We start from the raw sequence: 25,572 nt of genomic DNA on the forward strand, positions 1-25,572 counted from the left end.
CGTACGGCCGGTGGCTGTGGTTGATCGGGCGGTGGCGGCTGCTCGGGCCTCGGCCGAAGAGATATTCACACACTGCCCGACGGCTCGAAGAGCTTCAGGCGACACGAGCCGGATCACAAGCCACTAATACTGCAGCACTGCGGCTGCAGGACTAAATGACATCCTGCTGTTCCAGCCATTTCGTAATCGCCTGGTTCGTTTCTTCCGGCTTCTCTTGCTGGATCCAATGACCGCAATCCAGATTGACCACTTCCACATGGGGCACGAACTCTGCCAGCTTTTCAGACCTCTGGATCACATCCCGGTCGCCGTAGATCATGAGTGTGGGCTGCTGGATGATCGGGTCCACGTCCGCCAGCAAGCGCCAGTTACGGTCAAGGTTCCTGTACCAATTCACACTGCCCGTGAACCCTGTCGATTCGAAGGCGGAGACGAAAACGGCCAGTTCGCTGTCGCTCATGACGGGATCACCGAGTGGCGTTTCCGCTCTGGCGAGATCGATCATCGCCATACCCGGCCGAGGCTCCCTGGGGGGCTCGTTCTTCCGGTACATGTTGCGAAGGAACTGGAAGGTGTTCTCTTCGAACACGGCGTCCGCGACGCCTGGCTGCCGATTGAAGTGGACGAAATAGAAGTCGCCGCCGAGCACATCTTCCATGAACTCGATCCAGGGCTTTTCTCCGCGCTCCTGGTAAGGCAGGCTCAGGTTGATCACTTTGTTTACACGGTTCGGATGCAGCAGGGTCAGTCCCCAGACGACCATTGCACCCCAGTCATGACCGACAAAGGTGGCATCCTCGTATCCGTAGTGATCGAGAAGTGCGACGAGATCACCCGACAGGTGTTCAATGTCGTAGTCCGTCACTTCGGCCGGACGGGATGAATTGCCATAACCCCGCTGGTTCGGAACGATGACATGGTAGCCCGCTGCGGCGAGGGCGGGCATCTGATGGCGCCAGGAAAAGGCGTGCTCCGGCCAGCCATGACAGAGCACGATGGGCTTTCCGGCATTCTGCCGGCCTGCTTCAAAGACTTCAAGCTCCACACCGTTGACCGAAATAAGGGTGGGCTTGGGAAAATCGGCTGGATCGAACATTGCATTCATTGCATTTCCTCTCTTTCTTTTCGAGGTGATCAGGCTCGGGCGACGAAGGTTCCCGAAGACGGCGTCGGCGCACCCCCGACGGGCCGGGGGCCGATACGGCCGTGGGCAGTGGGACCCGCCGGTGAGGCCATGTCGCCATCCTGCCGACCGAAACCGGTCATCCCATGACCGGTTTTTGTGGAAGTGTCGTCGGCATGCGAACCGACCGGCTGGTGGCCGTCCTCCTCCTGCTGCAACGGCGCGAGCAGGTGACAGCAGCAGAGGTCGCCCGAGAGCTGGAGGTCTCCGAGCGCACCGCCCGCCGCGACCTCGACGCCCTGGCCATGGCCGGGGTGCCCGTGTACTCCATGCAGGGCCGAAGCGGTGGCTGGCGCCTCGTGGGCGGCGCCCGCACCGACCTGTCCGGGCTGACCGCGAGTGAGGCCCGCGCTCTGTTCCTGGTCGCCGGCCCGGCCTCGGCCGCGACACCGGCCGTGAAAGCAGCACTGCGCAAGCTCGTCCATGCCCTGCCGGAACCCTTCCGGGTCCAGGCCGAGGCAGCAGCGTCGTCGCTGGTCACGGACGCGCAACGATGGGGGTCGAGCCCGATCGAGCACCGACCGCCCCGCTTCCTCGACGAACTCCAGGACGCGGTGATCCGCGGCGTCCAGGTACGGCTCGGCTACGTCGACCGCAAAGGCACCGAAACCGAGCGAACCGTCCACCCCCTGGGCATCGTCGCCAAAGGCCCGTCGTGGTACCTCGTCTCCAACACCGAGGCCGGCCGACGGACCTTCCGGATCGACCGCGTGTCGTCCGCCGACCCGACCGACGATCCCGTGCGCCGACCCGAGGACTTCGACCTTGCCGAGAGCTGGCGCGAGATCGCCGACGAGGTCGACCGCAAGCGAACGCCCCTCGAAATCCAGGCGGTATGCGCGCCCCACGGGATAGGCCTGCTCCGGATGGCGCTCGGCGGTCGGCTCGAGGTGGGAGGTTCCACGACCGACGGCCGCATCGAGGTCGTGATCCGCGGCCACAACGAGTACATGCTCGCCGGCGAGCTTGCCGGGCTGGTCGAATGGCTCGAGGTGACTGGCCCTCCGGGTGTGCGAGACCACCTGGTCTCGATCGGCAACGCGCTCGTCGAGCGATACGGCTGAGACCGTCCCGTAGTGTCGAGGTTCGGATCTTGGAGGCGTCCTCGCTTCGAAGCTCCGTTGGGCGCAGGCGACCTGGGAAGGTCACCTCCGCAACGGAGCTGCGTTGCGTCTGGTCGCGCGCCCTCCCGGCATCGTCACGTCACGCACTTTGCGGTGCGGATGGTCGACCGCGGGCTGCGTCTTTACGAGCAGAGGGCCGCAGCTCACGTGTGGCGAGACGCCGTTTGCGGCTGGTGACGATCCTGCTGCCCGGTCGGTGAACGACCCAGGTCAGCGGCGATGACGAAGGGCCGCATCCGGCCGATACACCGGTGCAGGGCGGAGTAATCGATTACGCCCGCACGTACGCGCACCCCTACCGCCACCGCATCGGCAGACCCTCCTCCGCCAGCCGAACTCACCCACACCCCTTCGCCGCACAATCCACGACCACGCAAAACGGCTCTTTTAGGGCGACACTCGACGGCATTCCGCACACGCCACCCGATCCCGACGATTGACCGTCGATCGAACCCGGACCTACGGTAGAAGACGTTTTCTAGAATTGTCTCCGCAGCAACCCCTGCGTCCGACCCCAGCTCTCCAGGAGATTCATGCCCAGCGCCCAGCCGACGCGAGCCGTGTTCGCCATGGATCCGGTGCATCTGCCCCTGCTCTTCCCGCCGCCGCTCATGGCACGGCTGCGGGAGGTGGCCGAGATCGACCCCGAGTTCGTCGTACGGGACTTCGCCGATCCCGCGTACGCCTCCACGCTGGCCGGGGCCGAGGTGCTGATCACCGGCTGGGGCTGCCCCCATCTCGACGCGGACGCGCTGAAGGCGACACCCCGGCTGCGTACCGTCCTGCATGCCGCGGGCTCGGTCCGCTCACTGGTCGGCGAGGCCCTGTGGCAGAGCGGGGTCACCGTCTCCAGCGCGGTGGCCGGCAACGCGCTGCCGGTGGCCGAATACACCCTCGCGATGATCCTGCTGGCCGGGAAGAACACCTTCGACCAGCGCGAACGCTTCCGGCGGACACACACCTACCCCTCCCCCGCCGAGACCGCCGCCATCGGCAACGTGGGCCGCCGGGTCGGGGTCATCGGGGCCTCGCGAGTCGGCCGCCGGCTCCTCGAACTGCTGAAGCCGTTCGACTTCGCCGTCTCGCTCTACGACCCGTTCGTCGACACGACGGGGGCCGCCGCGCTGGGCGCCGAACCGATGACCCTGGAGGACCTGCTGCGCACCAGCGACATCGTCAGCCTCCATGCCCCCGACATCCCCGAGACCTACCGCATGCTCGACCGCGGCAGACTCGCGCTCATCCGGGACGGAGGCGTCCTCATCAACACCTCCCGGGGCGCCCTGGTCGACCCGGACGCGCTCACCGACGAGCTGCTCTCCGGTCGGCTCAACGCCGTCCTGGACGTCACCGAACCCGAGCCGCTGCCCGTCGGCTCCCCGCTCTACAACCTCCCCAACGTCTTCCTCACCCCGCACATCGCGGGTTCCCTCGGCAATGAGCTGGAGCGCCTCGGCCGTACCGTCGTCGAGGAGTTGGAGCGCCTCACCTGTGGCCTGCCACCCGCCCACGAGGTACGACACACGGACATGGCCCGGGTCGCCTGAACCGCGCCGCCGCCACACACACGCACGGCGCACGCCCCTCCGCACAACGCGCATCACCGCGCATCACCGCGCATCACCGCGCAGCGCCGTACCGGCCCCCCGACGAACCAGGCCTGCATGAAAACGTTTTCGCGCCTCACCTCCGTGAGCACCCCGCCCGCGACGACCCTCCCGCCGTTCGACGCATCTCTGACCTGGGCACTCCTCGTCACTTCACGGCCACCGAGCGACGACTTCCGGCAATCCCACCGACAATCCGGCGTAACAATTTGCCGTTGCGCTCTTGCGTGGGTCAATCGGGCGACCTACGTTTCGTAGCAACCGTTTACTATACGTTCGCAGGGGTCCCGAGACACGAGCTGACGGTCCGCCTCGCTCGCCGTCGCCCCACCGAGCCGCCCCTCGCGCTCCCCCACTTCCGCGATCGTCTACGTCGAAGGATGACCGTACGATGAACTCCCTCAGCCCTCGGAGAAGGTTCGCCCGCGTCGCCGTCGCGAGTGTGGCGCTGACAGGTCTGCTCGCCGCCTGCGGCGGCTCGGACTCCGGCGACGACGGTTCCTCCGGAGCCACCGGTCCGGTCACCCTCCCCTTCTGGGGCTGGGCCAACGGCCAGGAAGCCCTCGTCAAGGCCTTCAACTCCTCCCACAAGGACGTCCAGCTCAAGTACACCAAGGTCACCGACCAGTTGACCATGCAGAAGCAGCTCAGCAACGCGGTGAAGGCGGGCAACGCCCCCTGTCTGCTGCAGAACACCGCCGAGTACGTGACGACCTGGGTGTCGCAGGGCGCGCTCGCCGACATCACCGAGTACGTCGGGCCGAGCAAGGACAAGTTCAACGCCGGCGCGTGGGCCGGGGTCCAGGTGCAGGACAAGGTCTACGGCGTCCCCACCAGCGCGGCGCCCGCCTTCACGATCTACCGCACCGACGTCTTCAAGAAGTACGGCCTCGACGCGCCCGCGACCTGGGACGACTTCATCGCCGCCGGCAAGGTTCTGAAGAAGCACGACATCCACATCACCAACTACGCCGGTGAGGACCCGAGCACCCTGGAGGTGCTCGCGATGCAGGCTGGGGCCCACTGGTACGCGATCGACGGCGACTCCTGGAAGGTGGACTTCGAGGACGAGGGCAGCCTCAAGGCCGCCGACGTGATCCAGCAGATCATCGACAACAACCTCAACTCCAAGCTCTCCTTCGCCGACTACGCGGCCGTGCAGCGCAACTACGACAAGGGCGGCACGGTCACCCGCCAGATCTCCACCTGGCAGATGTCCGGCATGGTGCAGAACTTCACCGACTCCTTCGGCAAGTGGGCGCTCACCCCGTGGCCGACGTACAAGGGCGAGGCGGCCAAGACGCCGGCCGGCACCAATCAGAGCGGTGGCATGAATCTGGTCACCGAGCAGTGCGAGTACAAGAAGCAGGCGGCCGAGGCGGCCCTGTGGCTGTCCACGGACACCGGCGCGGTCAAGTCCATGGCGAGCCCGGAGACCGGCAGCGGCGTCATGCCGGCGCTCGCCGACAGCGACTCCTATGTGGCCGAGGCGATCTCGGAGAAGCTGCTCGGTGACCACTACGAGCCCGGCAAGAAGGTCGTCACGGACAGCCTGGGCACCGTCACCGCCGACTGGGTCTACGGTCCGAACTGGACCGCCATGTTCACCGAGTTGCAGAGCGAGTGGGGCAAGGTCGTCAGCAAGGAACAGAAGGTCACCGATCTGCTCGCGCACATGCAGGAGTGGACGGTCAAGGACCTGAAGTCGCGCGGTATCAACGTCAAGGGCTGAGGCATCCTTCGATGATTCGCTCCCAGCGCTGGAAGGGTGCCGCGTTCACGGTGCCCTTCCAGCTCGGATTCGTCTTCCTCTATCTGGTGCCCATCGGGTACGCGGTCCACGAGTCGCTGTTCCAGGAGAAGCAGTCCGGGCTCGGACTCGGCGGCGCGACCCGGGAGTTCTCGGGGTTCGAGAACTACCAGCTCGGGCTGACCGACTCGGCGTTCATGGGCTCCATCCTGCGGGTGGTGCTGTTCGCCTGCGTCCAGATCCCGTTCATGCTGCTGGTCAGCCTGGTCCTGGCACTGCTTTTGGACGCGCTCACCTCGAAGACCGCGAACCGCTTCCGCATCCTGCTGCTGGTCCCGTACATGATCCCGGGCGTGGTCGCGGCGATCGTGTGGATCAACCTGTACAGCCCCGAAGTCGGCCCGCTCACCCCGATCGGCGACCTCTTCGGGTTCGACTGGAACTTCTTCGCGCCCTCCATGGTCTGGCCGTCCATCGGCAACCTCCTCACCTGGCACGGCATCGGCTACAACATGGTGATCATCTACTCGGCGCTGCAGGGCGTGCCCCGCGAACTGTTCGAGGCCGCCCGCCTCGACGGTGCCTCCGAGACCCGGATCGCGCTGAGCATCAAGATCCCGTTCGTGCGCGCGGCGCTGGTCCTGACCGGACTGCTCTCGATCATCCAGATGCTGCAGATCTTCAACGAGCCGGCGCTGTTCCGGAACATCACCCCGGAGACCGTCGACGACAGCTTCACCCCGATCATGATCATCTACAACCAGGCGTTCAACGCGGGCAACTACCACTACGCCGCCGCCCTGTCGGTGCTCCTCGCCCTGATCCTCGGCGTCGCCTCCCTCCTCTTCTACCGGCTGACCTCGAAGGAGGTCGACTGATGGCCACGACCACCACCGACTCCCCCAAGAACCCTGGCAACGCAGGGAATACCAGGAAAACCGGGAAAACCCGGAAGCCTGAGAAGTCCGGGAGGTCCGGCGTGCCTCCCGTCCGGCGGATGGCCGACCCCGACCCCGCCTCGCGCGGACGCGGTGGCCAGCGGTTCATCCTGCTCGGCCTGATCCTGGCGAGCGTCTACAGCCTGTTCCCCGTGTGGTGGCTGATCGTCGCCGCCACCAAGGACCGGGTGGGGCTGTACCAGAGCAACGGCCTGTGGTTCTCCGGCATGCACCTCTGGGACAACCTGCATCAGCTGTTCACCTACGAGGACGGCATCTTCCTGCGCTGGACCGCCAACTCGTTCCTGTACGCCGGTGTCGGCTCCCTCGGGGGCACACTCATCGCGCTGGCAACCGGTTACGGCCTGGCCCGCTTCGACTTCCCCGGCCGGGGTGTGGTGTTCGCGTGCGTGGTGGGCTCGTTCCTGATCCCGATCGCCCTGCTCACGCTCCCGCTGTACCTGATGTTCTCGGAGATCGGCCTGGTCGACACCCCCTGGGCGATGCTGATCCCCTGCCTCATCAACCCCTTCAGCGTGTATCTGGCGAAGGTCTACACCGAGGCGACGATCCCCTTCGAACTGCTGGAGGCGGCCCGTATCGACGGCGCCGGTGAGCTGCGGATCTTCTTCAGCATCGTGCTGCGGATGATGACCACGGGCGGCGCGACCGTCTTCCTGCTCGCCTTCGTCAACACCTGGAACGCCTTCTTCCTGCCGCTCACCGTCCTGCGCGGCGAGGAGAACTGGACGCTGAACCTCGGCCTCTACAACTGGACCGGCAAACGCCTCGAATCCGGCATCGACCTGACCAGCCTCGTCCTGACCGGCGCCCTGCTCTCCATCGTCCCACTCGCGATCATGATGACCGCGATGCGCCGCTACTGGCGGTCGGGCGTCACTCTGGGGGCGCTCAAGTGACCCGTCCGGTGCCTGCTCGACTGTCCGTCCCTCTGGAAGCACCGGGAGTTCACTCGTGACCGTGGCCCACAACCCGGTCATCCGCGGCTTCGCCCCCGACCCCTCGCTGATCAGGGTCGGCGAGTGGTACTACATGGCGACCAGTTCGTTCGAGTGGTTCCCGACGATTCCCTTGCACCGGTCCAGGGATCTGGCGAACTGGGAGTACGCCGGTCATGTGCGCGGCGCGGCCCCGGAGGGCTCACTGAACGGGGTGCCCGACTCGGGCGGCATCTGGGCTCCGTCGCTGAGCTGGGACGGCGAACGCTTCTGGGTCGTCTACACGATCGTGCGGTCGGTCGGCACACGCTACTTCGACCTGGACACGTATGTCAGTACGGCCCCGGCGGTGGACGGCGCTTGGACCGCTCCACACCGCGTGGCGAGCCACGGCTTCGACCCCGCCCTGTTCCACCACGAGGGGCGGCTCTGGCTACTCAACATGCAGAGCGACCACCGTCCGGGCGGCAGGCGCTTCGCCGGAATCGTCCTGACCGAGTTGGACCGCTCCACCCTGCGCCCGCTCGGCGACACCCACCTGCTGCTCCAGCACGACCAGCTGATCGAGGGCCCCAAGCTCCTGGTCCACGACAGCTGGCACTACCTGGTCCTCGCCGAGGGCGGCACCGGTGTCGAACACGGAGTGCGGGTGGCGCGCAGCCGCACACTGACCGGCCCGTACGAACTCGACGACCTGCCCCTGCTGACCACGCGGGACGACCCGAAGGTCCCGTTGCAGAAGGCCGGGCACGCCGAACTGGTCCAGACACCGACCGGCGAGTGGTTCCTCAGCCACCTCACGGCCCGCCCCCTGCACACCGAACACGGCATCCGCTGCCCCTTGGGCCGGGAGACCGCCGTCCAGGCGGTGATCTGGGATGCGGAGGGCTGGCCCCGGTTGCGGCAGGGGGGTTGGCATCCGGCGGTGAAGGTGGAGGTGCCGACCGTGCCGACGGCGGTCACGGCCGGACATGCGGCGCCGGTGGCCGTCGGCGCCTCCATGCTCCCGCCGGCTGCCGCCGCCGGGCCTACCGCACCGGTGGCAGCCGACGCGATCGCAGCGCCGACGGCGGGCGCCTGGCCGACTGGGCCGACTGCCACCGGCTCGTCAGCCGTGACGGAGTCGGCCACCGTGTCCGTTACGCCTGCTGCGCTCGCTACGTCCCCCTCACCCCTCTCCTCCCCCTCGCCCATCTCGTCCTCCGCAAACGAGGGCACAATGGCCTGGCCGTGGAGCAGTCTGCGTGCCGAGCCGGACGCTTCCTGGGCCGATCCGGCCGTCCGCCCCGGCTGGATCCGGCTGCGTGGTCGGCAGGGTCCCGAATCGCTGTGGGAGCAGAGTCTGCTGGCGCAGCGGATCACCGAGCACCGGGCGGAGGTCGAGGTCACCGTCGAGGCCCGGCCGCGTACCTTCGGCGAGGCCGCCGGGCTGACCCTCCGGTACAACACCTCCTCCTACCTCTCCCTCGACCTGACCTGGGCCGAACCCGAGGGCGAGCCACAGCGCGGCCAGCAGTGGCGGGGCCGGGGCCGTACCGTCCTCAGCCTCCTCGAACGCGACGAGGACGGGGCCCGGCAGGTGGCCGTCGTCGAGGTCGAACCGGAGCATCCGGTCACCCTGGGAGCGAACGTCGACGGAGCGGAGGCCCGCTTCTGGTACCTCCACGACGGCATACGCACCCCCGTTGGACCGCCCCTGGACTTCACCCACCTCTCCGACGACTACGGCTCCAAGCTCCGCTTCACCGGCACCCTGGCCGGCATCCACGCCCAGGACCTCGTCGCCGCGGAATTCACAGCGGACTTCAGGGGGTTTCGGCTGGTGTGCGAGGAGGAGTGAGGGGGCGAGGAGAATTCCGAACTGGCGCGGGCCCAGCACGGTGCACGGGGCTGTCCAGGAGGGCTCCGACGCCGTGATCGCACCAGTGACTGCGTGATCATTCCACTGCTGCAGGTTCCCCCTGCTCGAACGCAATGCGGCAGCGTTCAACCTGCTCGGCCACATGCTCCATGAACCAGCGCATGATCTCGTAGGGGATGACATGCTCGTCGTAGCTATGGATGTGGACGGTTGGCTCCAGGTCCGGATCCTCGTCGGGGATCACCGCCACCAGGAAGGCGGCTCCAGGCAGGTGCGTCTCCGCGTGGGGAATCTCAGCCCACGCGGCCGGCGCCGGTACGGCCTCGCTCAGCTCCACACACCACGCGTCGTCCGGCAAGGCGTAGTGAAACTGGATGGCGTAGTGAATGCCTGCATGATCGCGCAACTCTGGCATGTCCGCAGGCTTCCACAGCCGCCGCGTCGGAGTCTCGCGAGTTTCCCGCTCAGCCGACTGTCCCGTTACCGCGGGGGTGTGAGGGCCGGCACCTGTCTGCTGGACGTCAGAGGAAGAGGAGGTCGACGTCGGCGCAGAGCCGTAGGACGACCGCTAGTTGTCGGGCGTCATGGAGGTGGTGCTGGAGGAGTGGGCAGCCAGTCCTCTCCTGCCATTGTTCGGTGATCGCCTGCAGCCGGGTCAGGATCGTGGCGCACTCGGTGGACGAGAGTTCGCCGCCGCCGTCATCCGGGCGATAGAGGAGTGGTTCGGGTGCGGTGGAGACATTGCGCCAGGGGCGCTCCCCGCCGAAGCCCCACATCTCGGAGAGAGCGAACGAACCCCTCGGCCTGGGCCAGCCGTCGCCGGAATGCTGCGAAGCCACTGTAGGACCAGGCGGCGTCCGGACTGCTCGTTTCTCCGTCTGCCGGGAACAGAATCAGCCCCACGTCACCCTCCCCTTGTTCGTCGAGTGCGCAAAGGATCGGCCGGAACCCGAGACGTCCGCAACTGAGATGATCCCGCAGTGGCTGGTGTGATCACCGAGTGCCCACTCGTGACCGCAGCATCGCCGAGCAGTCGAAGACCTACCGGTACTCCACCAACCACCAGGTCGTCATTGATGCCGACACCCGGCTCGTCGTTCTGGTCGGCCGACCGCCGGCCGGGAACCGCAATGGCTGCAAGGCATGGACGGATTCCGGCGCGAGAGACGCCGTAGGTACGGATACGACGATCGCGGACGGCGGCTATCCGGGGACCGGCCTAGTGATGCCACACCGGCGCCGCAAAGGCGAGGAACTCCCCGCTTGGAAAGAGGCGCCCGTAAAATCCCACAAGCAGGTACGGGCTCGCGTGGAGCACGCCTTCGCCCGCATGCACAATCTCGCCCTCGCCGCATGACCAGACACCCAACAGGCCAGCTCGGACTGCCTACCAGCGGCGTTCTGCAACACGCTTTAGGGCGACGTAGTCGTAAGGTCTACCTGAATGCCTCGGGTCCACAACTCCTCGGCGTGCTCGGCGAACCGGTCGAACAATCCGCCACTGTCATGCTTTCGGAGATGCAGGAGTGGCGAATCATGACCGACCAGCCGGGCAAGGTGTGGAGTGACCAGCGCTTCGCTGTCGAAGCGGAAAACGGACAGGGATACGTGGTTCACGGCATCGTCCGGCGCAGAGAAGCGCGTCTCCAGCCCTTCATGTGCACCTAGCTTGCCGAGGTGTTCAAGAGTGATGCGGATGCGCGTAGACACCGATAGGGCTACATCTTCCAGCGCTTCCCGATTGCGGGTTACTTCGCCGTCGGGGTCACCGAGGAGGAAACGCACTCGGCAGCCGCTATGGAGTTTCTTGCGCACGGTCTCGACGAACGCAGGCTGATCAAGCCACAGAAAATAGTTCGTGTATCCCGCGAAGAACAGTTCGTCCGTGGCGTTGGCGACCGACTCGCCCCACACCGTGGAAGGGCAGGCAGACCGGTACGGGTAGGAACGGATCATTTCCCGGTCGCCGCCGGTTTTGATTCGATCCTTTACCGCTTTCGGCCAGATCATTTCTTCGTCAACTCCCAGCGCCGTGCAGGCGTCTTCCCGGTTTCTGGCGTGCGGGATGAGTGCAGCGTCTGCCACCCATCGTTCAACAGTCTTGCCGGAAACGCCCACACGGGCTGCGAGTTGCCGTGATGAGAAACCGGCTGTCTCCATAGCTGATCTTAACGCCGTGTTCAATGCTTCCCCCGGGGACGTTTGGGCGTTCTCACACGCTACCGCCGAGACCTCCCGACTGTCGCTGTACCTGGGCAAGTACGTCCCCCACGGGTCGGCAACATGGTCAGACGCAAGAGACCCCCGCACCGCTGGAACGGCCGGGGGCACGGCCAACGCTGTTGAGGAGCGCCGACGATGGCCTTCGTACCACAAGCATTCGAACGGGTGAGAGCCCTACCGCCAGGGCTGTGGCAGCCCAGCACGCTCCACCGCGCCCAGGTGGCGCACTCACGCCTGATCGACCCCTCACAGACTCGCGCGACGGAGGTAAGCCGATGAGTGCGGGAAGGGTCGAGTCGCGCGTGCGCACTGGCGAACTGCCCATGCTGCGCGACTACCGCCTGTGGTTCGAGCACACGAGGAAGTGCGACGGCTGCAAGGGCAAGCCCGAGGCCCAGGACGGGTGCGCGACCGGACGGGAACTGTGGGGCGCGTACCGCCTGGCTCGGATCGGGAGGGCTTCATGAGCTGGGGAATCGAACGCACGCCGGGAAGCCGTGTGGACCGCACCAGCGACGGCCGTGTGGCCGTTCCGTTGCGGCTGTCCCGCAACGGGGAGCACACGACGGACGCCGAACTTCTGCTCTCCCTGGTCGACGCCGAACACCTGCACGCCTCCCTGTGCCGCGCCCTCGACGGCCACCCTGCACCTCCGTCCGCGCCCGAGTGCCGTAGTGAAAGCACGGTCGAGCCTGCCGACGCGCGGCGGACCGACAGGGGGTCGCTGTGACTCGCTCGATCATCACAGCGGCCGAATGGACACTGGGGAGGGACACGGGCGGCGACACCCCGGAGGGCATCTACTCCGTGGTGTGCATGTCCTGCGGCGCAGCATCGGCGCCCACGCACAACGAGCGCTTGCCCGGAGAGGTCTGGGCGCTCAAGCACACCGGCCTGAACCCCGGCCATCGGCAGTTCAAGGCCAGGGCAGAGACGTTCTGGCGCGTGACTCCGGCAGGGGACAACCCCTACCGCGAAAAGGAAGCGCAGGCCTCCTGAAGCCGCGGTACCAAACCCGATGACTGCCGCTTCCAGGGCGCCGCGAGGTGCAGGGGAGGCACGCTCGCCCCCGTACCAGCCTCCCCTGTCCGGTGCGGGTAGCGCCCCCGACTGCGCACGCTTCGGCCGCAGTCGGGGGCCTCTCATGCCAATGCAGTTGCCTTTGCGTCCCGGCCTCGTAGCGCCCCATGCAGCCCAAGAGAATGACGGCATGACCATGTTCCGCTGTGCCAACTGTCAGCAGCCCGTGACCAGCGAAGTGGTGTCGGGGGAACCAGTGAGGGGTCCCGAGCGGCCGCCGGGCCACGAGGTCGTTCCGCCTCGGATGGCTCTGGGGACCTTCAAGACCAACTTCGATGGCAGCCTTCTGATCTTCCACCCGGACGATGTTCCCGGGACAGTGCTTCACCCCGACCCGCAGCGTGTCAGTGGTTGCTGCGGGCTCGCCGGCCAACACGGGCCCAACGTCGTCTGCGGAGGATGCGGCGTTGAGGTAGCGACGAAAGAGTCCGATTGCTGGACCGACAACCTCGTGGTACTGATTGCCGCCGCAGTGACTGATGGGCGTATGACAGGCGCCGACATCTAGGGGCGTAATGCCGACCGGCGGGCGCCATAGCGCCAGGTCGGGATGCTCCTTCAGCATGTCGTCGTTCGTCACCACACGATCTTGGACACCCTCGTTCTCGTCTCCGCAGGCACCCCTTGGACCACACCACCAGGAGGAACCAGTGTCATACCCGCAACTGCTCACCCCCGAGGAGAAGCTCGCCGACGCGAAGAAGCTGTTGAGCCTCCCGCGTATCGTCGTGATCTGCGGCTCCACCCGCTTCATGACCGAGATGAACGAGGCCGATCTTCGGGAGACCAAAGCCGGAAAGATTGTCGTCAAACCGGGCTGTGACATGAAGTCGCCGCACAAACTTTGGTCCGATCCTGTCGAGGCCGAGACGCTGAAGGTTCGACTCGACGATCTGCACCGGGCGAAGATCCGGCTCGCTGATGAGGTACTCGTAGTCGGCGACTACATCGGAGACAGCACCCGAGCCGAAATCGCCTACGCCCGGTCGTTGGGCAAGCCCGTGCGGTTCACGCACCCCGAAGTCGACCCTGACGCCTGACCGTCTTGCGATGGCTTCGGCCGCCGCCCGCCCCGCACCCTCCGCAGGCGTCCCTTGGAATTGATCATCTAGGGCGACGTCGGGGCTTGCGCCCCCTTGAGCACCGGCCTCCCGGCCCTGCGGGTGCTCTTCGGCTTCGAGGTCTGGTTGTGCGCCCAGCGGCCGGGTTGCACAGTGCCGCGTCTGGCGCGAGTCCTCAGCACGAGCCAGCGGTTCGGCTTCTTGATCGCGCGTAGGCAGTCCCGGCTGCGCCGGGCCGGGAGGAGGCGTGCACGTGCCTCCCGGCCGGCCTCGGCGAAGGAACGGGGGAGCTTGGTGGCGGTCGCTCCGAGCTGGGAAGGGATGCTGCGGCGGACGATACGGACGCACTTCAGGTAGGAGACACGGTCGGTGTCCACGGCCGGCCGGGCAAGGGCGGCTGTGTGGGCGAACTGGCGGATCGCATGGTGGACCGCGAGGCAGGCCCACAGTTCCTGCCGGGCGCCTTCCGGCGTCCGCGACCTGATCGGGCCGCCTGGGCCGAGGTGGTTCTTGATCTCGTCGAATGCGAGCTCGATCTCCCAGCGTTCCCGGTAGAGCGCGACCAGCTCGGCGGCCGGGTACTGCTCGGGATCCAGCAGTGTCGTGCCCAGGTAGGCGACCTTGTCGCCTTTGGCGAAGGTGATGACTCGGTAGATCACGTGCTTGGGCAGCGTTCGGCCCTCTCGCGCGGCTCGGAGCCGGACATCCTTTCCCAGCCGCGCCATCGACAGGTACGAGCCGTCCGGAAGTTCTTCCTGGATGGTTCCGAGGTGGTTGGACTGGAGCCTGACCAGTAGATCCGCGCCCGCCACGGTGAAGACGTGCGCGAACTCGACCGACCAGAAGCCGCGGTCGGCGATGACCAGGTCGCCGGGGCCGGTGGAGCTGGCCAGCGGGTAGGCGAGGCTGCGCTCGCCGTCGCGGTAGCCGCCAAGGCGGGCATCCAGGACTCCGTGCGTTCCGATCTCCGCGAGGACCACTGCTCTGGCCTGGGGGAATCCGAAGGGGACGCCGCCGGTGGTGGAGGGGCCGTCGAAGGTGTCGCCGTTGCTCGTCGAATCCGGGAGATCGAACTGGGTGCCGTCCAGGGCGAGGAGCCGCAGTCCCCGCCACCACGCGCCGGGCGTGGCCGCAGTGGCGAGCGGGCCAGCCACCTGGCGGAACACGGTCTCCAGCACGTCCTCGCCGAGACGGGCGCGAGCCCGGCACAACGACGACCGGTTCACCCGCACGAGGGTCCGGCTGCCCGGGATACCGCTGGTCAGCACCCGCAGCACCTCCTCGTACGACTCCCGGGCGAACAGACACAGGGCCAGGACGAAGTACACGACCAGCCGAGCCGGCAGAAGACGGCGCCGCCGCTCGGCCCGGTCGTGCTTGGCTATCGCTGCGTCCACCAGCTCGGCGGTGAACGCTTTCGTCAGGATCCCGATCCGCACCTGCTGGCCCGCACCCCACCCCGTCACAAGCGGGGCAACGATCTACGCAGCTCAAAAGCAACTGCATTGGCCTCTCATGCCCCCAGGGGTAGCAGGCACGGTTCAATGGGTGCCTGCGCCACCAGGGGGCCATGGGAAGGAGCACGGGATCATGCGGAATTGGCTCAGGGCACTGGATCCGGCAGACCCGACACAGAACTGCCCTGGTCAGCTCTGACGTGGTAGTCCGCTCGCCTCGGGGCATGGCCGGCCCGCTGCGGGATCGTCCCGGGCCGTGGTCGGCCGGTCCGGCTCGCCGGCCGCCGACCGGGACCCCCTTGTTCGAAGTTTCGAAAGTTTTGGCCAGTGCGGTCCTGTGAATCCCTGCTTCTTCCCGCCGTGTTGAGTTGGGCTTACCGTAGGAAGCGCTTGCTACGCGGTACGGGCTTCCGACGTGCGAGCGACGCTGTTCGAAAATTTCACCGGCCCTCGGGACGGGGCCATGAGAGGTGGAGTCGCGATGGTGCGTGGCGGGAGCGCGACGGCCGGGCCGACGCTGGCGGTGGTGGCGCGCGAGGCCGGGGTCTCGGTACCGACCGCCTCCAAGGTGGTCAACGGCCGGGAGGACGTGGCCCCGGAGACCAGGCGTCGGGTCACCGAGGCGTTGGACCGGCTCGGCTATGTCCGCAGACCCCGGTTCGAGGCGTTGAAGCCGCCGCGCATGGTCGACCTGGTGGTGCACTCACTGGAGAGCTCCTGGTCGGGCGCGGTACTGCACGGTGTCGAACAGGCCGCCCACGACGCCGGCCTGGAGGTGGTGGTCTCGGCCGGCCTGACCCGTACCCGGGGCGCCCGCCCCGAACGCGGCTGGTTCGACAAGCTGACCGCCCGGGGCTCGGCGGGCGTGCTGTTCAACCTGGCCGAGCTGTCCCCTGCCCAGTACTCCTGGCTCACCCAGCACCGCATCCCGTTCGTGCTCATCGACCCGGTCCTGGAACCGCCGCCCGGCGTGGTGTCGGTGGGCGCGGCCAACTGGCAGGGCGGGATGACCGCCGCCGACCATCTGCTGACCCTGGGGCACGAGCGGATCGCGGTGATCGCCGGGTACCGGCGCAAGATGTGCAGCAGCGCCCGGGTGGCGGGTTACCGCTCGGCGCTGACGGCCGCGAAAATCCCGTACCGGCCGGAGTACGTCCGATACGGCAACTTCATGGAGGCCACCGCCCGCCACCGTATGCTCGAGCTCCTCAACCTCCCCGAGCCGCCGACCGCCGTGTTCGTCTGTTCGGACAAGATGGCCCTCGGTGTGTACGAGGCGCTGGCCGAGCGGGGGCTGCGGGTGCCGGACGACATCAGTGTGGTCGGCTTCGACGACCTTCCCGAGGCCCGCTGGGCGACTCCCGGCCTCACCACCGTCCGCCAGCCGCTCTCGGAGATGGCCCAGACCGCGCTCCGGCTGCTGGTGCGGATGATGGAGGGCGACCAACCGGAGGGCACACGCACCGAGTTGTCGACGCGGCTGGTGGAACGGGCCAGTACGGGGGCGCCGCGCTCGGCCTGAGCAGGTGGGGGCGGGTGGGTGACGGGTGCGTTTTGGTTCGGTCAAGTGGTTGCGAAGACCCTGAGCACAGGTGAACGGTTGGCGTCGTGACACCGTACGCATAGCAATGACCCATCGGGTGTTCCGGCGGTCCCGCCGCGCCCGGCCCACTCCGCTCCACCAGCACTGAGCTCCACATGCTCCACAGGGAAGGACCTTCGGGTTGTCGCACATACGCTCTCCGCAGCTTCCGGGACCGACACCGGCACCGGACGACGACAAGACCCCGGCGGAAGCCGCCCCACCGGAGCCGACGCCGGAAGAGAGTTCGCCGGACACGGGAGCGGAGCCAGAGGCCGAAGCCAAGACCAACCCAGAGGCCAAGGCAGAAACAGACGCCAAGGCAGAAGCAGATACAGCGCCCGAGGCCAAGGCTGAGCCCGAGAAATCAGAATCGGCGTCGGCATCGGCATCGGCGTCGGCGTCGGCGTCGGCGTCGGCGTCGGCGTCGGGGCTTAACGCAGAGGAGGAATCCCCTGCCGGGCCCTCCGCCGAACCCTCCACCGAGTCCCCGGCCGCACCCTCCGGCTGGCGCGTCAGGCACCCCCGGGCCGCGCGGGCCGTCGCCTGGGGCGTGAGTGGGCTGGCCGTCGCGCTCGTCATGTTCGCGCTGCTCGTGCCGAACGACGTCACCAACATCGGGTTCGGACGTTTCCTGCGGATCCCGGCCGAGGGAATCCTCGTGGCGGGGCTGCTGCTCGTGCTGCCGGCGAAGGCGCGGCGCGTGGCGGTGGTGGTGGTCGGAGTACTGCTCGGGCTGCTGACGATCGTCAAGGTGCTGGACATGGGGTCGTACTGGACCCTGGACCGCCCGTTCGACCTGGTGCTCGACTGGATCCTGCTGGACGACGCGCAGTCGTTCATGAAGGACTCGCTCGGCGGCGCGGCCGCGCTGGCCGCGACGGTCGGGGTGATCGTGCTGGCGCTGGCGTTGCCGGTGCTGATGACGCTCGCGGTCGTACGGATCAGCCGGGTGATGGTGCGCCACCGGCACACGGCTGGCCGTACGCTGCTCGTCCTCGGGACCGTGTGGATCACCTGCTCGACACTGACGCTGGAGGTGTCGGACGTACCGGTGGCCTCGCACAGCGCGGCGACGCTCGTGGAGAACCGGATCGAGTCGGTGGGCGAAGGGCTGAAGGACGGGGAGGCGTTCCGCAAGCAGGCCGCGGTGGACGCCTTCGCCGACGTACCGCCCGACCAGTTGCTGACGGGGCTGCGGGGCAAGGACGTACTGATCACGTTCATCGAGAGCTACGGCCGCTCCGCGATCGACGACCCGCGGATGGGTGAGCCGCTCACTGCGACGCTCGCGCAGAAGACGCAGGAGCTGAAGGACGCCGGGTACGCGTCGCAGAGCGGCTGGCTGCGCTCCCCCATCACGGGCGCCGGCAGCTGGCTGGGGCACTCCACGTTCCTGTCCGGTTTGTGGATCAAGAACCAGTCGCGTTACTCCAACCTCGTGGCGAGCGACCGTCTCACCCTCACCGAGGCGTTCCGCCGTACCGGCGCCTGGCGCACGGTCGGTATCGTGCCGGGCACCCAGATGGCCTGGCCGGAAGGCAAGTACTTCGGCCTGGACCACATCTACGACTCCGACCAACTCGGTTACAAGGGCCCGAAGTTCAGCTGGTCGACCATGCCCGACCAGTACACGCTGAAGGCCTTCGAGGAGCTGGAGCACGGCAAGAAGGACCGCGAGCCGATGATGGCGGAGATCATCCTGACCTCCAGCCACAACCCGTGGGCGCCCATCCCGAGCACGATCCCCGAGGACCAGGTCGGCGACGGGTCGGTCTACCACTCGCTGCAGAAGGCCGAGGGCAAGGACCCCACGGAGGTCTGGAAGGACCCCTTGGCGGTTCGGGACGAGTACCGCAAGTCGATCCAGTACTCGGTGACCAGCCTCGTCGACTACGTCGCGAAGTACGGGTCCAAGGACACCGTCCTGATCTTCCTCGGCGACCACCAGCCCAACAAGACGGTCACCGGCGACGATCCCAGCCACGACGTGCCGGTCTCGATCGTCGCCCAGGACCCCGAGGTACTGAAGAAGATCTCCGACTGGGGCTGGACGGACGGTCTCAAGCCCGCCGACAGCACTCCGGTGTGGCGGATGGACAAGTTCCGCGACCGCTTCATGACGGCGTTCGGCCCGCAGCAGCCGGGCGGCACGTCCTGATCGTCGGTCATGTATGCGCGCGGGGCGGATCGGTCGGCTGATCCGCCCCGCGGCAGTCCGCCCTGCGGCAGTCCGTGCCGCGGCAGTCCGTGCCGCAGGTCCGCACCCCGGCGCATCACACTCTTGGACCGTTCCATGTGCGCCGGTGCAGCGATGCGGCGGTGTTCGGCGGTGCGGTGGCTCAACCCGACGTGCCCACCTCGTTGTCGGGTGCTCCGTCGCCCACCGGGGGCAGATCGCCGCGTTCGGTCGGCATGCCGTCGTGCGGGTGCGGCGGCCTGTCGTGGTGGCAGGGCGGGAGGAGGGCGGCGAGTTCGGCGTCGGTGGGGCGGTGGGCGGCGAGGGCGGCGGCCCGCAGGACGTCGCGGTCGACCGCGGCCGTGGCCGCGCTGATCCGGACGAGGTGTCCGCCCTCCGGCACGGCGTACTCGTGCTGTCCCGCCGAGGTGCGGTACCAGGCGTCCCCGTCGCGCTCACAGCCGACCGGCCCGCCGGTGCCCTGGCCGAGCGGCCGCTCGGGGCAGCTCCCGGCGGTCATCGTGCCGCGGTCGACGAGGAGCAGGAGCTGGGCGCTGTTCTTCCGGGACCAGTAGGCGGCGGAGAAGCCGTCGGCGCCGTACACGCCCACCGACTGCCGGGCCAGCGTGAATCCGGGGGACTCGGTGACATAGACCAGTCCCGGCGCGAGGCCCAGCGCCTCGGCCCGGGCATGGAGCTCCGCCCGGTCGGGGGCCGGCACCAGGGGCTCGCGGCCCGCGACCACGACCTTCTCGGTCCCGCAGGCCGTGAGCAGCAACGGCAGCACCGCCAGGGGCAGCAGAACACGCGCGGTACGGGGCATGTGCATGTCCCATATCCTGCCGCACAGTTGTTCCACAGGTGAGCGAAAGAGTCCGTTCCCGCGAGAGCGCTTACTCACGCGGTTCCCTTCGCGCCACGGGGGCTACCGAGGCGCCGGGGACGGGTCTCACATCGGTCCGAGGTCCGTGTCCGATTCCTTCAAGACCGGTCCACGACGGTCCGCCTACGGTGGCCGTATGACTCCACGACTCGATGCGATCGGCATGGTGGCCTCGGACATGGCCGCCTCCGTCACCTTCTACCGCCGGCTCGGTTTCGCCTTCCCGGATGGTGCCGAGAACCAGCCGCACGCCGAGGCCCGACTGCCCGGCGGGCTGCGGCTGCTGCTCGACACCGAGGAGACCGTCCGCTCCTTCCACCCCGGGTACCGCCGGGGGACGGGCGGTGGCGCCGGGCTGGCCCTGCTGTGCGACGGTCCGGCCGAAGTCGACGCGGTGTACGAGGAGTTGGTGAACGCCGGGTACCACGGCGAACTCAAGCCGTGGGACGCGGAGTGGGGCCAGCGGTACGCCGTGATCCTCGACCCCGACGGCAACGGCGTCGACCTCTTCGCCCCACTGCCGACGCCCACCGCCGGGTAGCCTTCCCGCCACCACCGCCGGGACCCCCTGCCGCCGCTACCGTCCGCCGAGGAGCTCGCCGAGCGGCAGCCCCGCCAACTCCCGTACGTCACGCGCCAGATGTGCCTGGTCGGCGTACCCGGTCCGGGCCGCCGTCTCGGCGAAGGGCACCCCGTCCCGGGCGAGCGCGAGCGCCCGTTGCAGCCGCAGCACCCGGGCCAGCGTCTTGGGACCGTACCCGAACGCGGCGAGTGATCTGCGGTGCAACTGCCGTACTCCGAGGCCGAGTTCGTCGGCGGTCGCCGCGACCGGCCGGCCCGCGTCGAGGGCGGCGACGACCTGCCTCAGTACCGGATCGGGCCGCCCGGTCCCGGCCGCCCGGTCCAGGACCAACTCTTCGAGCCCGCTCGCCGGATCACCCGCCGCGTTCACCCGGGCGGTGAGCCGCCGCACGACCGCCGGGGACCACAGATCGCCCAGCTCCACGCGCCGGTCGCGCAACTCGTGCGCGGGCACACCGAGAAAGGCGGGCGCGGTCCCCGGATAGAACCGAAGGCCGGCCCAACTGCTCGGAGCCCCTTCGGTGACGTACGCCCGTGTGTCCGGCCCGGCGACCATCAGCCGCCCGTCGTTCCACAACAGGTCCATGCACCCGTCGGGCAGAACCCTCTCGGAGCCGGAGCCGGAGCCGGACCCGACCGGGCCCCCGGGCTCGTTCGTCCACACGACGGCCCCACCACCCAGCCGGGACGCCCTCTCCGCATACACACAAGAAGGCTACGCCCGTGGCCTCCGGGCCCTGCCGCACCCCTCAGAGGCGCGGGGAAGTGCTCCAGCAACCACACCCAACCCGCGGTCCGCAGAGATCAGAAGCCCCAACAGCGCGCGATCGCCCAGCGGCCGACAAGGCACCGCTCGCCGCGCCCCTTCAGGGCGCGCCCCCCAGGGGCGCCCTACTCGTCCCCCTTCTTCACCGGCGACCGCAGCCTCGACGTCACGTCCTCCGGTGGCAGGAAGCGGGACCAGCGTTCCGGGAACTCGGAGGGCATGTCGGGGTCTTCGGGGTCGTGGGAGCGGGCGGCGGCGGCGCGGGCGACGTACTCGGCGGCCTGTTCCTCCCGGAGGCGCTCGTTGGCGGCGCGGGCGGCGGCGGTGGCCGCGGCGGGCCAGACGCGGTCGATGGCGGCGTTGACGGCGGCGCCGACAAGGACGGCGAAGGCGCCCACGCCGATCCAGAGGAGCACGGCGACGGCGGCGGCGAGAGAGCCGTAGATCGTCGCTCCCTCGACCGTGCTGGTGAGGTAGATGCGGAGCAGGAAGCTGCCCAGGACCCACATGCCGAGGGCCACGAGGGCGCCCGGTACGTCCTCGACCCAGGGGGAACGGACCGGTACTGACACGTGGTAGAGCGTTGTCAGGAAGACGATGGACAGGACGATCACGACGGGCCAGTAGAGGACCTGCACCACGGTCGTCGACCACGGGACCATCCGCACGACGGCGTCGGGCCCCGCGACCATCAGCGGCAGGGCGATCGAGCCGATCAGCAGGCCCACGATGAAGAGCAGGAACGCCATGAGGCGGGTCTTGACGATGCCGCGGACGCCGTCGAGGCCGTACATGACGGTGATGGTGTCGATGAAGACGTTCACCGCGCGGGACCCGGACCACAGGGCGAACAGGAAGCCTATGGAGATGACGTCGGGGCGACCGCCCTTCATCACGTCGTCCAGGATCGGCTGCGCGATCTGCGCGACGCCCTTCTCGGACAGGACGGTGCGCGAGGCCTCCAGGAGGTTGAGCTCCAGGCTGGCGATGGTGTCGGCGCCGGTCCAGTCGTCGACGTAGCCGAGCAGGCCGATCATGCTGAGCAGCAGCGGCGGCACCGAGAGCAGCGTGAAGAACGCCGCCTCGGCCGCGAGGCCCAGGATGCGGTACTCGATGCAGGAGTTGACGGTGTCCTTCAGGAGCAGCCAGGCGGTCCTGCGCTTGGACACGTCCCGGTAGAGGGCACGCGCGCGGTGGAGACGCCCATGGGGGCTCTCGGACGGTGGGGGTGACTGACTTGCTGGCTGCACGCCCTAAAGGTATCCGCCTGCGCGTGCCGCCCTCACCTCCCGGTGCCGTCGGCCGCGACCGGGTCCGCATGCGGCGCACACTTCCCTCCGGTCGCGTCACGGGGCAGAAAACAAAGGGAAACCCAGGAGAAACCAAAGGTGATTCCGAGTCGCCTTTTCTGTCATGAACTTGCTGGCCGAATCAATGAGGGGCCGGAAGCGGAACGTTCAAGCGTGTTTGTACCGTCTTTTTGGAAAGTTCCCCGTTGAAGAGCCGGCCGGGCTCGGGTCCGACAGATCGGAAGAGGTCGGCACAGGGGCGGGAAAGCGTCAATAACCCGGCCCCCCTTGACCCGTTCCCGAATGTACCGAAAGAATCCGGATTGCATTCCGCTGGGCCCACCCGAACCAGGTGCCGGCACAGCGCACGCCAGGGGATTCACCTCGGCCCTGACCAGGCCTGAATCAATTCCGCCACACACGTCACCGCTTTCCGTTCCCGCAACTCCCCCCTCATTCTGTCATTCCGCGCGCCGTCCCGTTCACCCCCGGGCGCCTTCCATCGCAATACCTGTCGCGGAGAAATTCAATGACATTGCCAGCGCCACGACCCGTGGTGGAAGAACCGGGCGAGGTCCAGGGGGCCGAGCCGGAAGCAGCGGAATCGTACACCGCCACCGAACAACTACTGGCCGAACTTTTGGCCGACGTCGCACGCGTCGAACACGTGCCCGCAGAAAGCAATTTCTTCGACGACCTCGGTGCCAACTCGCTGACGATGGCGCATTTCTGTGCCCGCGTCCGGAAGCACCCCGATCTGCCGTCGGTGTCCATCCGGGACGTCTACGGCCACCCCACGGTCCGTCGCCTCGCCACCGCGTTGACCGAGGCGCCGGGACCGCCGGCCGCCCCGCCGGTGCCCGCCGAGCCCGCACCCCCGGGCAGTACCTTCCGATACGCCCTGTGCGGGGCCCTGCAGTTGCTCCTTTTCGCCGGCTTCTGCCTGCTCGCCACCTCTGGATACGTACAGGGGTACGAGTGGGTGGCGGACGCCTCGGGACTCGCCGAGATCTACCTGCGGTCGGCCGGCTTCGGCGCGCTCGCCTTCCTCGCCCTGTGCACCCTGCCGATCGCCGCCAAGTGGCTGCTGATCGGGCGGTGGAAGCCCGTGGAGTTTCCCGTGTGGGGCCCGGCGTATCTGCGGTTCTGGATCGTCAAGGCACTGCTGCGCACCAGTCCGATGATCCTGTTCGTCGGCAACCCGCTGTACGTGCTGTTCCTGCGTGCCCTCGGCGCCCGCATCGGACCGGGCGTCACGATCCTCAGCCACACCGTCCCGGTCTGCGCCGACCTGCTGACGATCGGCGCGGGCACGGTGATCCGCAAGGACTCCTCCTTCCTCTGCTACCGGGCGCGCGCCGGGCGCATCCGCACCGGCCCGGTGACCCTCGGCCGGGACGTCTTCGTCGGCGAGCACACCGTCCTCGACATCGGCACCGCCATGGGCGACGGATCCCAGCTCGGCCACTCCTCCGCGCTGCGCGCCGACGAGTCGGTCCCGGCCTCGGAGCGTTGGCACGGCTCACCGGCCCGGCGCACGGACGTGGACCACATCCGAGTAGCCCCGCTCCCGTGCCACACACTCCGGCGGGCCGGATACGGGCTGGCCACCCTGCTCCAGACATTCCTGCTGTACGTGCCGCTGACCGTCGGCGGCTCCTATCTGCTGCTCATCGCGGCGCCCGAACTGGACACCCTGCTCGACCCGGCGTCGCGGCACATCTCCTCGGCGCGCTTCTACATCGAGGCGACGGCCCTGTCGCTCGCGCTGTTCGCCGGCTCGATCGTCCTCGGAGCCGTCGTCGTGTTCGCCGTGCCGCGGCTGCTGCGCCCGCTGGTGAAACCGGACGTCACCTATCCGCTGTACGGCTTCCACTACTCGGTGCACCGCGCGATCGCCCGCCTGACCAACCTCAGGTTCTTCACATGGCTGTGCGGCGACAGTTCGTACATCGTCCCCTGCCTCAAGGCCCTCGGGTACGACCTCTCACGCGTCGACCAGACCGGGTCCAACTTCGGCACCGCGGTGCAGCACGAGACGCCGTACCTGGTGAAGGTCGGCAGCGGCACGATGGTCGCGGACGGGCTGTCGGTCATGAACGCGGACTACTCCGCCACGTCGTTCCGGGTGTCCCGGACGGTGATCGGCGGGCACAACTTCCTGGGCAATCTCATCGCCTACCCGATCGGCGGCCGGACCGGCGAGAACTGTCTGCTGGCCACCAAGGTCCTGGTCCCGCTCGACGGCGAGATCCGCGAAGGGGTCGGGCTGCTCGGCTCGCCGCCCTTCGAGATCCCCCGCTCGGTGGAGCGCGACAGCCGCTTCGACCATCTGCGCGAGGGCGAGGAACTGCGCCGGCGGCTCGCCGCCAAGAACCGCTTCAACCTGCGCTCGATGGGACTGTTCCTGTTCCTGCGCTGGCTGCACACCTTCGCGCTGACCGTGCTCGGCTTCACGGCCTTCGACCTGTACGGGCACGGGGACGGCATCGCGGGACTGCTCGCGCTCGCCGCGCTGCCCCTGACGGCGCTGGTGTTCACCGTCCTCTACTACGCGCTGGTGGAACGGTCCCTGACCCGCTTCCGGCCGCTGCGGCCACGGTTGTGCTCCATCTACGACCCCGTCTTCTGGCGGCAGGAACGGCTGTGGAAGCTGCCGGACAAACACCTGGAGGTGCTCAACGGCACCCCGTACAAGAGCCTCGTCTGGCGGCTGCTGGGGGTGCGGATCGGGCGCCGGGTCTTCGACGACGGGGTGTTCATCACCGAGCGGACGCTGACGGCCGTCGGGGACGACTGCACGCTCGCGGCCGGCAGCAAGATCCAGGCACATTCGCAGGAGGACGGCACCTTCAAGTCCGACCACGTCACGATCGGCGCCGGCAGCACGCTGGAGGTCCAGGCGTTCGTCCACTACGGCGTCGTGCTGGGCGAGGGGGCCGTGCTCGCGCCCGACTCCTTCCTGATGAAGGGCGAGGAGGTGCCGCCGCACGCGCGCTGGGGCGGGAACCCGGCGACGGAGAACAGCGGATCACGGTGAATCGGGGG

At 68.0% G+C, this 25,572-nt stretch carries 23 protein-coding genes and 1 pseudogene; 16 read left to right on the top strand and 8 right to left on the bottom strand.

The annotated features are described in order from the left end of the window. Nucleotides 1–151: 151 nt before the first annotated feature. Complete coding sequence (locus OG622_RS12165; RefSeq protein WP_371584076.1) at nt 152–1,096, bottom strand: alpha/beta fold hydrolase; 945 nt, start codon at nt 1,094–1,096, stop codon at nt 152–154. A gap of 203 nt (nt 1,097–1,299) precedes the next feature. On the opposite strand from OG622_RS12165, the gene OG622_RS12170 reads away from it, so the two are divergent. From OG622_RS12170 to OG622_RS12195, 6 genes are all read left to right on the top strand, one after another. Then, a complete protein-coding gene (locus OG622_RS12170) occupies nt 1,300–2,247 on the top strand; it encodes a helix-turn-helix transcriptional regulator (protein WP_371575673.1) in 948 nt (315 codons plus the stop codon). 593 nt (nt 2,248–2,840) lie between these two features. Then, the gene (locus tag OG622_RS12175; protein ID WP_371575675.1) at nt 2,841–3,854 is read left to right on the top strand and encodes a hydroxyacid dehydrogenase; all 1,014 of its coding nucleotides are present in this window, start codon (nt 2,841–2,843) and stop codon (nt 3,852–3,854) included. Between the two features lie 451 nt (nt 3,855–4,305). Continuing rightward, nucleotides 4,306–5,646 carry an ABC transporter substrate-binding protein gene (locus OG622_RS12180; protein WP_371575676.1) on the top strand — a complete coding sequence of 447 codons (1,341 nt, stop codon included), beginning with the start codon at nt 4,306–4,308 and terminating at the stop codon, nt 5,644–5,646. An 11-nt stretch (nt 5,647–5,657) separates the two neighbouring features. Next, a complete protein-coding gene (locus OG622_RS12185; protein WP_371575678.1) occupies nt 5,658–6,542 on the top strand; it encodes a carbohydrate ABC transporter permease in 885 nt (294 codons plus the stop codon). A gap of 119 nt (nt 6,543–6,661) precedes the next feature. Further along, entirely contained in the window at nt 6,662–7,522 is an 861-nt protein-coding gene (locus tag OG622_RS12190; RefSeq protein ID WP_371584077.1) for a carbohydrate ABC transporter permease, read from the top strand. A 55-nt stretch (nt 7,523–7,577) separates the two neighbouring features. Continuing rightward, nucleotides 7,578–9,401, top strand: coding sequence for a family 43 glycosylhydrolase (locus OG622_RS12195; protein WP_371575680.1), 1,824 nt, complete (start codon nt 7,578–7,580; stop codon nt 9,399–9,401). A 97-nt stretch (nt 9,402–9,498) separates the two neighbouring features. On the opposite strand, the gene OG622_RS12200 is transcribed toward OG622_RS12195, so the two are convergent. Both OG622_RS12200 and OG622_RS12205 read right to left on the bottom strand, forming a co-directional pair. Continuing rightward, entirely contained in the window at nt 9,499–9,837 is a 339-nt protein-coding gene (locus OG622_RS12200; protein ID WP_371575682.1) for a hypothetical protein, read from the bottom strand. Between the two features lie 106 nt (nt 9,838–9,943). Then, a complete protein-coding gene (locus OG622_RS12205; RefSeq protein WP_371575684.1) occupies nt 9,944–10,261 on the bottom strand; it encodes a hypothetical protein in 318 nt (105 codons plus the stop codon). Nucleotides 10,262–10,422: 161 nt separating this feature from the next. Between OG622_RS12205 and OG622_RS12210 the strand changes: the two are divergent. After that, nucleotides 10,423–10,755: pseudogene (locus OG622_RS12210) on the top strand (transposase); the annotation flags it as partial. Nucleotides 10,756–10,835: 80 nt separating this feature from the next. Here OG622_RS12210 and OG622_RS12215 read toward each other — a convergent pair. Continuing rightward, nucleotides 10,836–11,582: an XRE family transcriptional regulator gene (locus tag OG622_RS12215; protein WP_371575686.1), complete on the bottom strand. Its 747-nt coding sequence runs from the start codon at nt 11,580–11,582 to the stop codon at nt 10,836–10,838. Nucleotides 11,583–11,920: 338 nt separating this feature from the next. On the opposite strand from OG622_RS12215, the gene OG622_RS12220 reads away from it, so the two are divergent. The 5 genes from OG622_RS12220 to OG622_RS12240 all read left to right on the top strand — a co-directional run bounded on the left by OG622_RS12220 (nt 11,921) and on the right by OG622_RS12240 (nt 13,765). Then, entirely contained in the window at nt 11,921–12,112 is a 192-nt protein-coding gene (locus OG622_RS12220) for a hypothetical protein (protein WP_371575688.1), read from the top strand. Further along, nucleotides 12,109–12,375, top strand: coding sequence for a hypothetical protein (locus OG622_RS12225; RefSeq protein ID WP_371575689.1), 267 nt, complete (start codon nt 12,109–12,111; stop codon nt 12,373–12,375). Before OG622_RS12220 ends, OG622_RS12225 begins: the two co-directional genes overlap by 4 nt. Then, entirely contained in the window at nt 12,372–12,644 is a 273-nt protein-coding gene (locus OG622_RS12230) for a hypothetical protein (RefSeq protein ID WP_371575691.1), read from the top strand. Before OG622_RS12225 ends, OG622_RS12230 begins: the two co-directional genes overlap by 4 nt. Before the next feature lie 211 nt (nt 12,645–12,855). Further along, entirely contained in the window at nt 12,856–13,233 is a 378-nt protein-coding gene (locus OG622_RS12235; RefSeq protein WP_371575692.1) for a hypothetical protein, read from the top strand. 142 nt (nt 13,234–13,375) lie between these two features. After that, nucleotides 13,376–13,765: a hypothetical protein gene (locus tag OG622_RS12240; RefSeq protein WP_371584078.1), complete on the top strand. Its 390-nt coding sequence runs from the start codon at nt 13,376–13,378 to the stop codon at nt 13,763–13,765. Between the two features lie 68 nt (nt 13,766–13,833). Here OG622_RS12240 and OG622_RS12245 read toward each other — a convergent pair whose 3' ends face one another. Then, nucleotides 13,834–15,225, bottom strand: coding sequence for an IS4 family transposase (locus OG622_RS12245; protein ID WP_371575694.1), 1,392 nt, complete (start codon nt 15,223–15,225; stop codon nt 13,834–13,836). Between the two features lie 499 nt (nt 15,226–15,724). Between OG622_RS12245 and OG622_RS12250 the strand changes: the two genes are divergently transcribed. Together OG622_RS12250 and OG622_RS12255 are read left to right on the top strand one after the other, a co-directional pair. Then, entirely contained in the window at nt 15,725–16,765 is a 1,041-nt protein-coding gene (locus OG622_RS12250; RefSeq protein WP_371584079.1) for a LacI family DNA-binding transcriptional regulator, read from the top strand. 202 nt (nt 16,766–16,967) lie between these two features. Beyond that, nucleotides 16,968–18,986, top strand: a complete 2,019-nt coding sequence (locus tag OG622_RS12255) for a sulfatase (RefSeq protein ID WP_371575696.1) — start codon at nt 16,968–16,970, stop codon at nt 18,984–18,986. 181 nt (nt 18,987–19,167) lie between these two features. Here the strand turns inward: OG622_RS12255 and OG622_RS12260 are convergent, their stop codons facing one another. After that, complete coding sequence (locus tag OG622_RS12260) at nt 19,168–19,833, bottom strand: hypothetical protein (RefSeq protein ID WP_371575698.1); 666 nt, start codon at nt 19,831–19,833, stop codon at nt 19,168–19,170. A 190-nt stretch (nt 19,834–20,023) separates the two neighbouring features. On the opposite strand from OG622_RS12260, the gene OG622_RS12265 reads away from it, so the two are divergent. Beyond that, on the top strand, nt 20,024–20,428 hold the full coding sequence (locus OG622_RS12265; protein ID WP_371575700.1) for a VOC family protein: 405 nt from the start codon (nt 20,024–20,026) through the stop codon (nt 20,426–20,428). Nucleotides 20,429–20,464: 36 nt separating this feature from the next. On the opposite strand, the gene OG622_RS12270 is transcribed toward OG622_RS12265, so the two are convergent. Both OG622_RS12270 and OG622_RS12275 read right to left on the bottom strand, forming a co-directional pair. Further along, nucleotides 20,465–21,175 carry a helix-turn-helix domain-containing protein gene (locus OG622_RS12270; protein ID WP_371575701.1) on the bottom strand — a complete coding sequence of 237 codons (711 nt, stop codon included), beginning with the start codon at nt 21,173–21,175 and terminating at the stop codon, nt 20,465–20,467. Between the two features lie 185 nt (nt 21,176–21,360). After that, nucleotides 21,361–22,485, bottom strand: coding sequence for a YihY/virulence factor BrkB family protein (locus OG622_RS12275; protein WP_371575702.1), 1,125 nt, complete (start codon nt 22,483–22,485; stop codon nt 21,361–21,363). A gap of 568 nt (nt 22,486–23,053) precedes the next feature. Here OG622_RS12275 and OG622_RS12280 point away from each other — a divergent pair. Continuing rightward, nucleotides 23,054–25,564 carry a Pls/PosA family non-ribosomal peptide synthetase gene (locus OG622_RS12280; protein WP_371575703.1) on the top strand — a complete coding sequence of 837 codons (2,511 nt, stop codon included), beginning with the start codon at nt 23,054–23,056 and terminating at the stop codon, nt 25,562–25,564. Nucleotides 25,565–25,572: the final 8 nt, after the last annotated feature.

It is taken from the genome of Streptomyces sp. NBC_01314 (assembly GCF_041435215.1).
Taxonomy (GTDB): Bacteria; Actinomycetota; Actinomycetes; order Streptomycetales; family Streptomycetaceae; genus Streptomyces.

Bases quoted from the DNA above. Each gene is read 5' to 3' on its own strand.
- OG622_RS12185 (WP_371575678.1), top strand. From the start codon at position 5,658: ATGATTCGCTCCCAGCGCTGGAAGGGTGCCGCGTTCACGGTGCCCTTC.
- OG622_RS12220 (WP_371575688.1), top strand. From the start codon at position 11,921: ATGAGTGCGGGAAGGGTCGAGTCGCGCGTGCGCACTGGCGAACTGCCC.
- OG622_RS12225 (WP_371575689.1), top strand. From the start codon at position 12,109: ATGAGCTGGGGAATCGAACGCACGCCGGGAAGCCGTGTGGACCGCACC.
- OG622_RS12180 (WP_371575676.1), top strand. From the start codon at position 4,306: ATGAACTCCCTCAGCCCTCGGAGAAGGTTCGCCCGCGTCGCCGTCGCG.
- OG622_RS12190 (WP_371584077.1), top strand. From the start codon at position 6,662: ATGGCCGACCCCGACCCCGCCTCGCGCGGACGCGGTGGCCAGCGGTTC.
- OG622_RS12175 (WP_371575675.1), top strand. From the start codon at position 2,841: ATGCCCAGCGCCCAGCCGACGCGAGCCGTGTTCGCCATGGATCCGGTG.
- OG622_RS12250 (WP_371584079.1), top strand. From the start codon at position 15,725: ATGGTGCGTGGCGGGAGCGCGACGGCCGGGCCGACGCTGGCGGTGGTG.
- OG622_RS12165 (WP_371584076.1), bottom strand. From the start codon at position 1,096: ATGTTCGATCCAGCCGATTTTCCCAAGCCCACCCTTATTTCGGTCAAC.
- OG622_RS12235 (WP_371575692.1), top strand. From the start codon at position 12,856: ATGACCATGTTCCGCTGTGCCAACTGTCAGCAGCCCGTGACCAGCGAA.
- OG622_RS12215 (WP_371575686.1), bottom strand. From the start codon at position 11,582: ATGGAGACAGCCGGTTTCTCATCACGGCAACTCGCAGCCCGTGTGGGC.
- OG622_RS12170 (WP_371575673.1), top strand. From the start codon at position 1,300: ATGCGAACCGACCGGCTGGTGGCCGTCCTCCTCCTGCTGCAACGGCGC.
- OG622_RS12280 (WP_371575703.1), top strand. From the start codon at position 23,054: ATGACATTGCCAGCGCCACGACCCGTGGTGGAAGAACCGGGCGAGGTC.
- OG622_RS12265 (WP_371575700.1), top strand. From the start codon at position 20,024: ATGACTCCACGACTCGATGCGATCGGCATGGTGGCCTCGGACATGGCC.
- OG622_RS12200 (WP_371575682.1), bottom strand. From the start codon at position 9,837: ATGCCAGAGTTGCGCGATCATGCAGGCATTCACTACGCCATCCAGTTT.
- OG622_RS12260 (WP_371575698.1), bottom strand. From the start codon at position 19,833: ATGCACATGCCCCGTACCGCGCGTGTTCTGCTGCCCCTGGCGGTGCTG.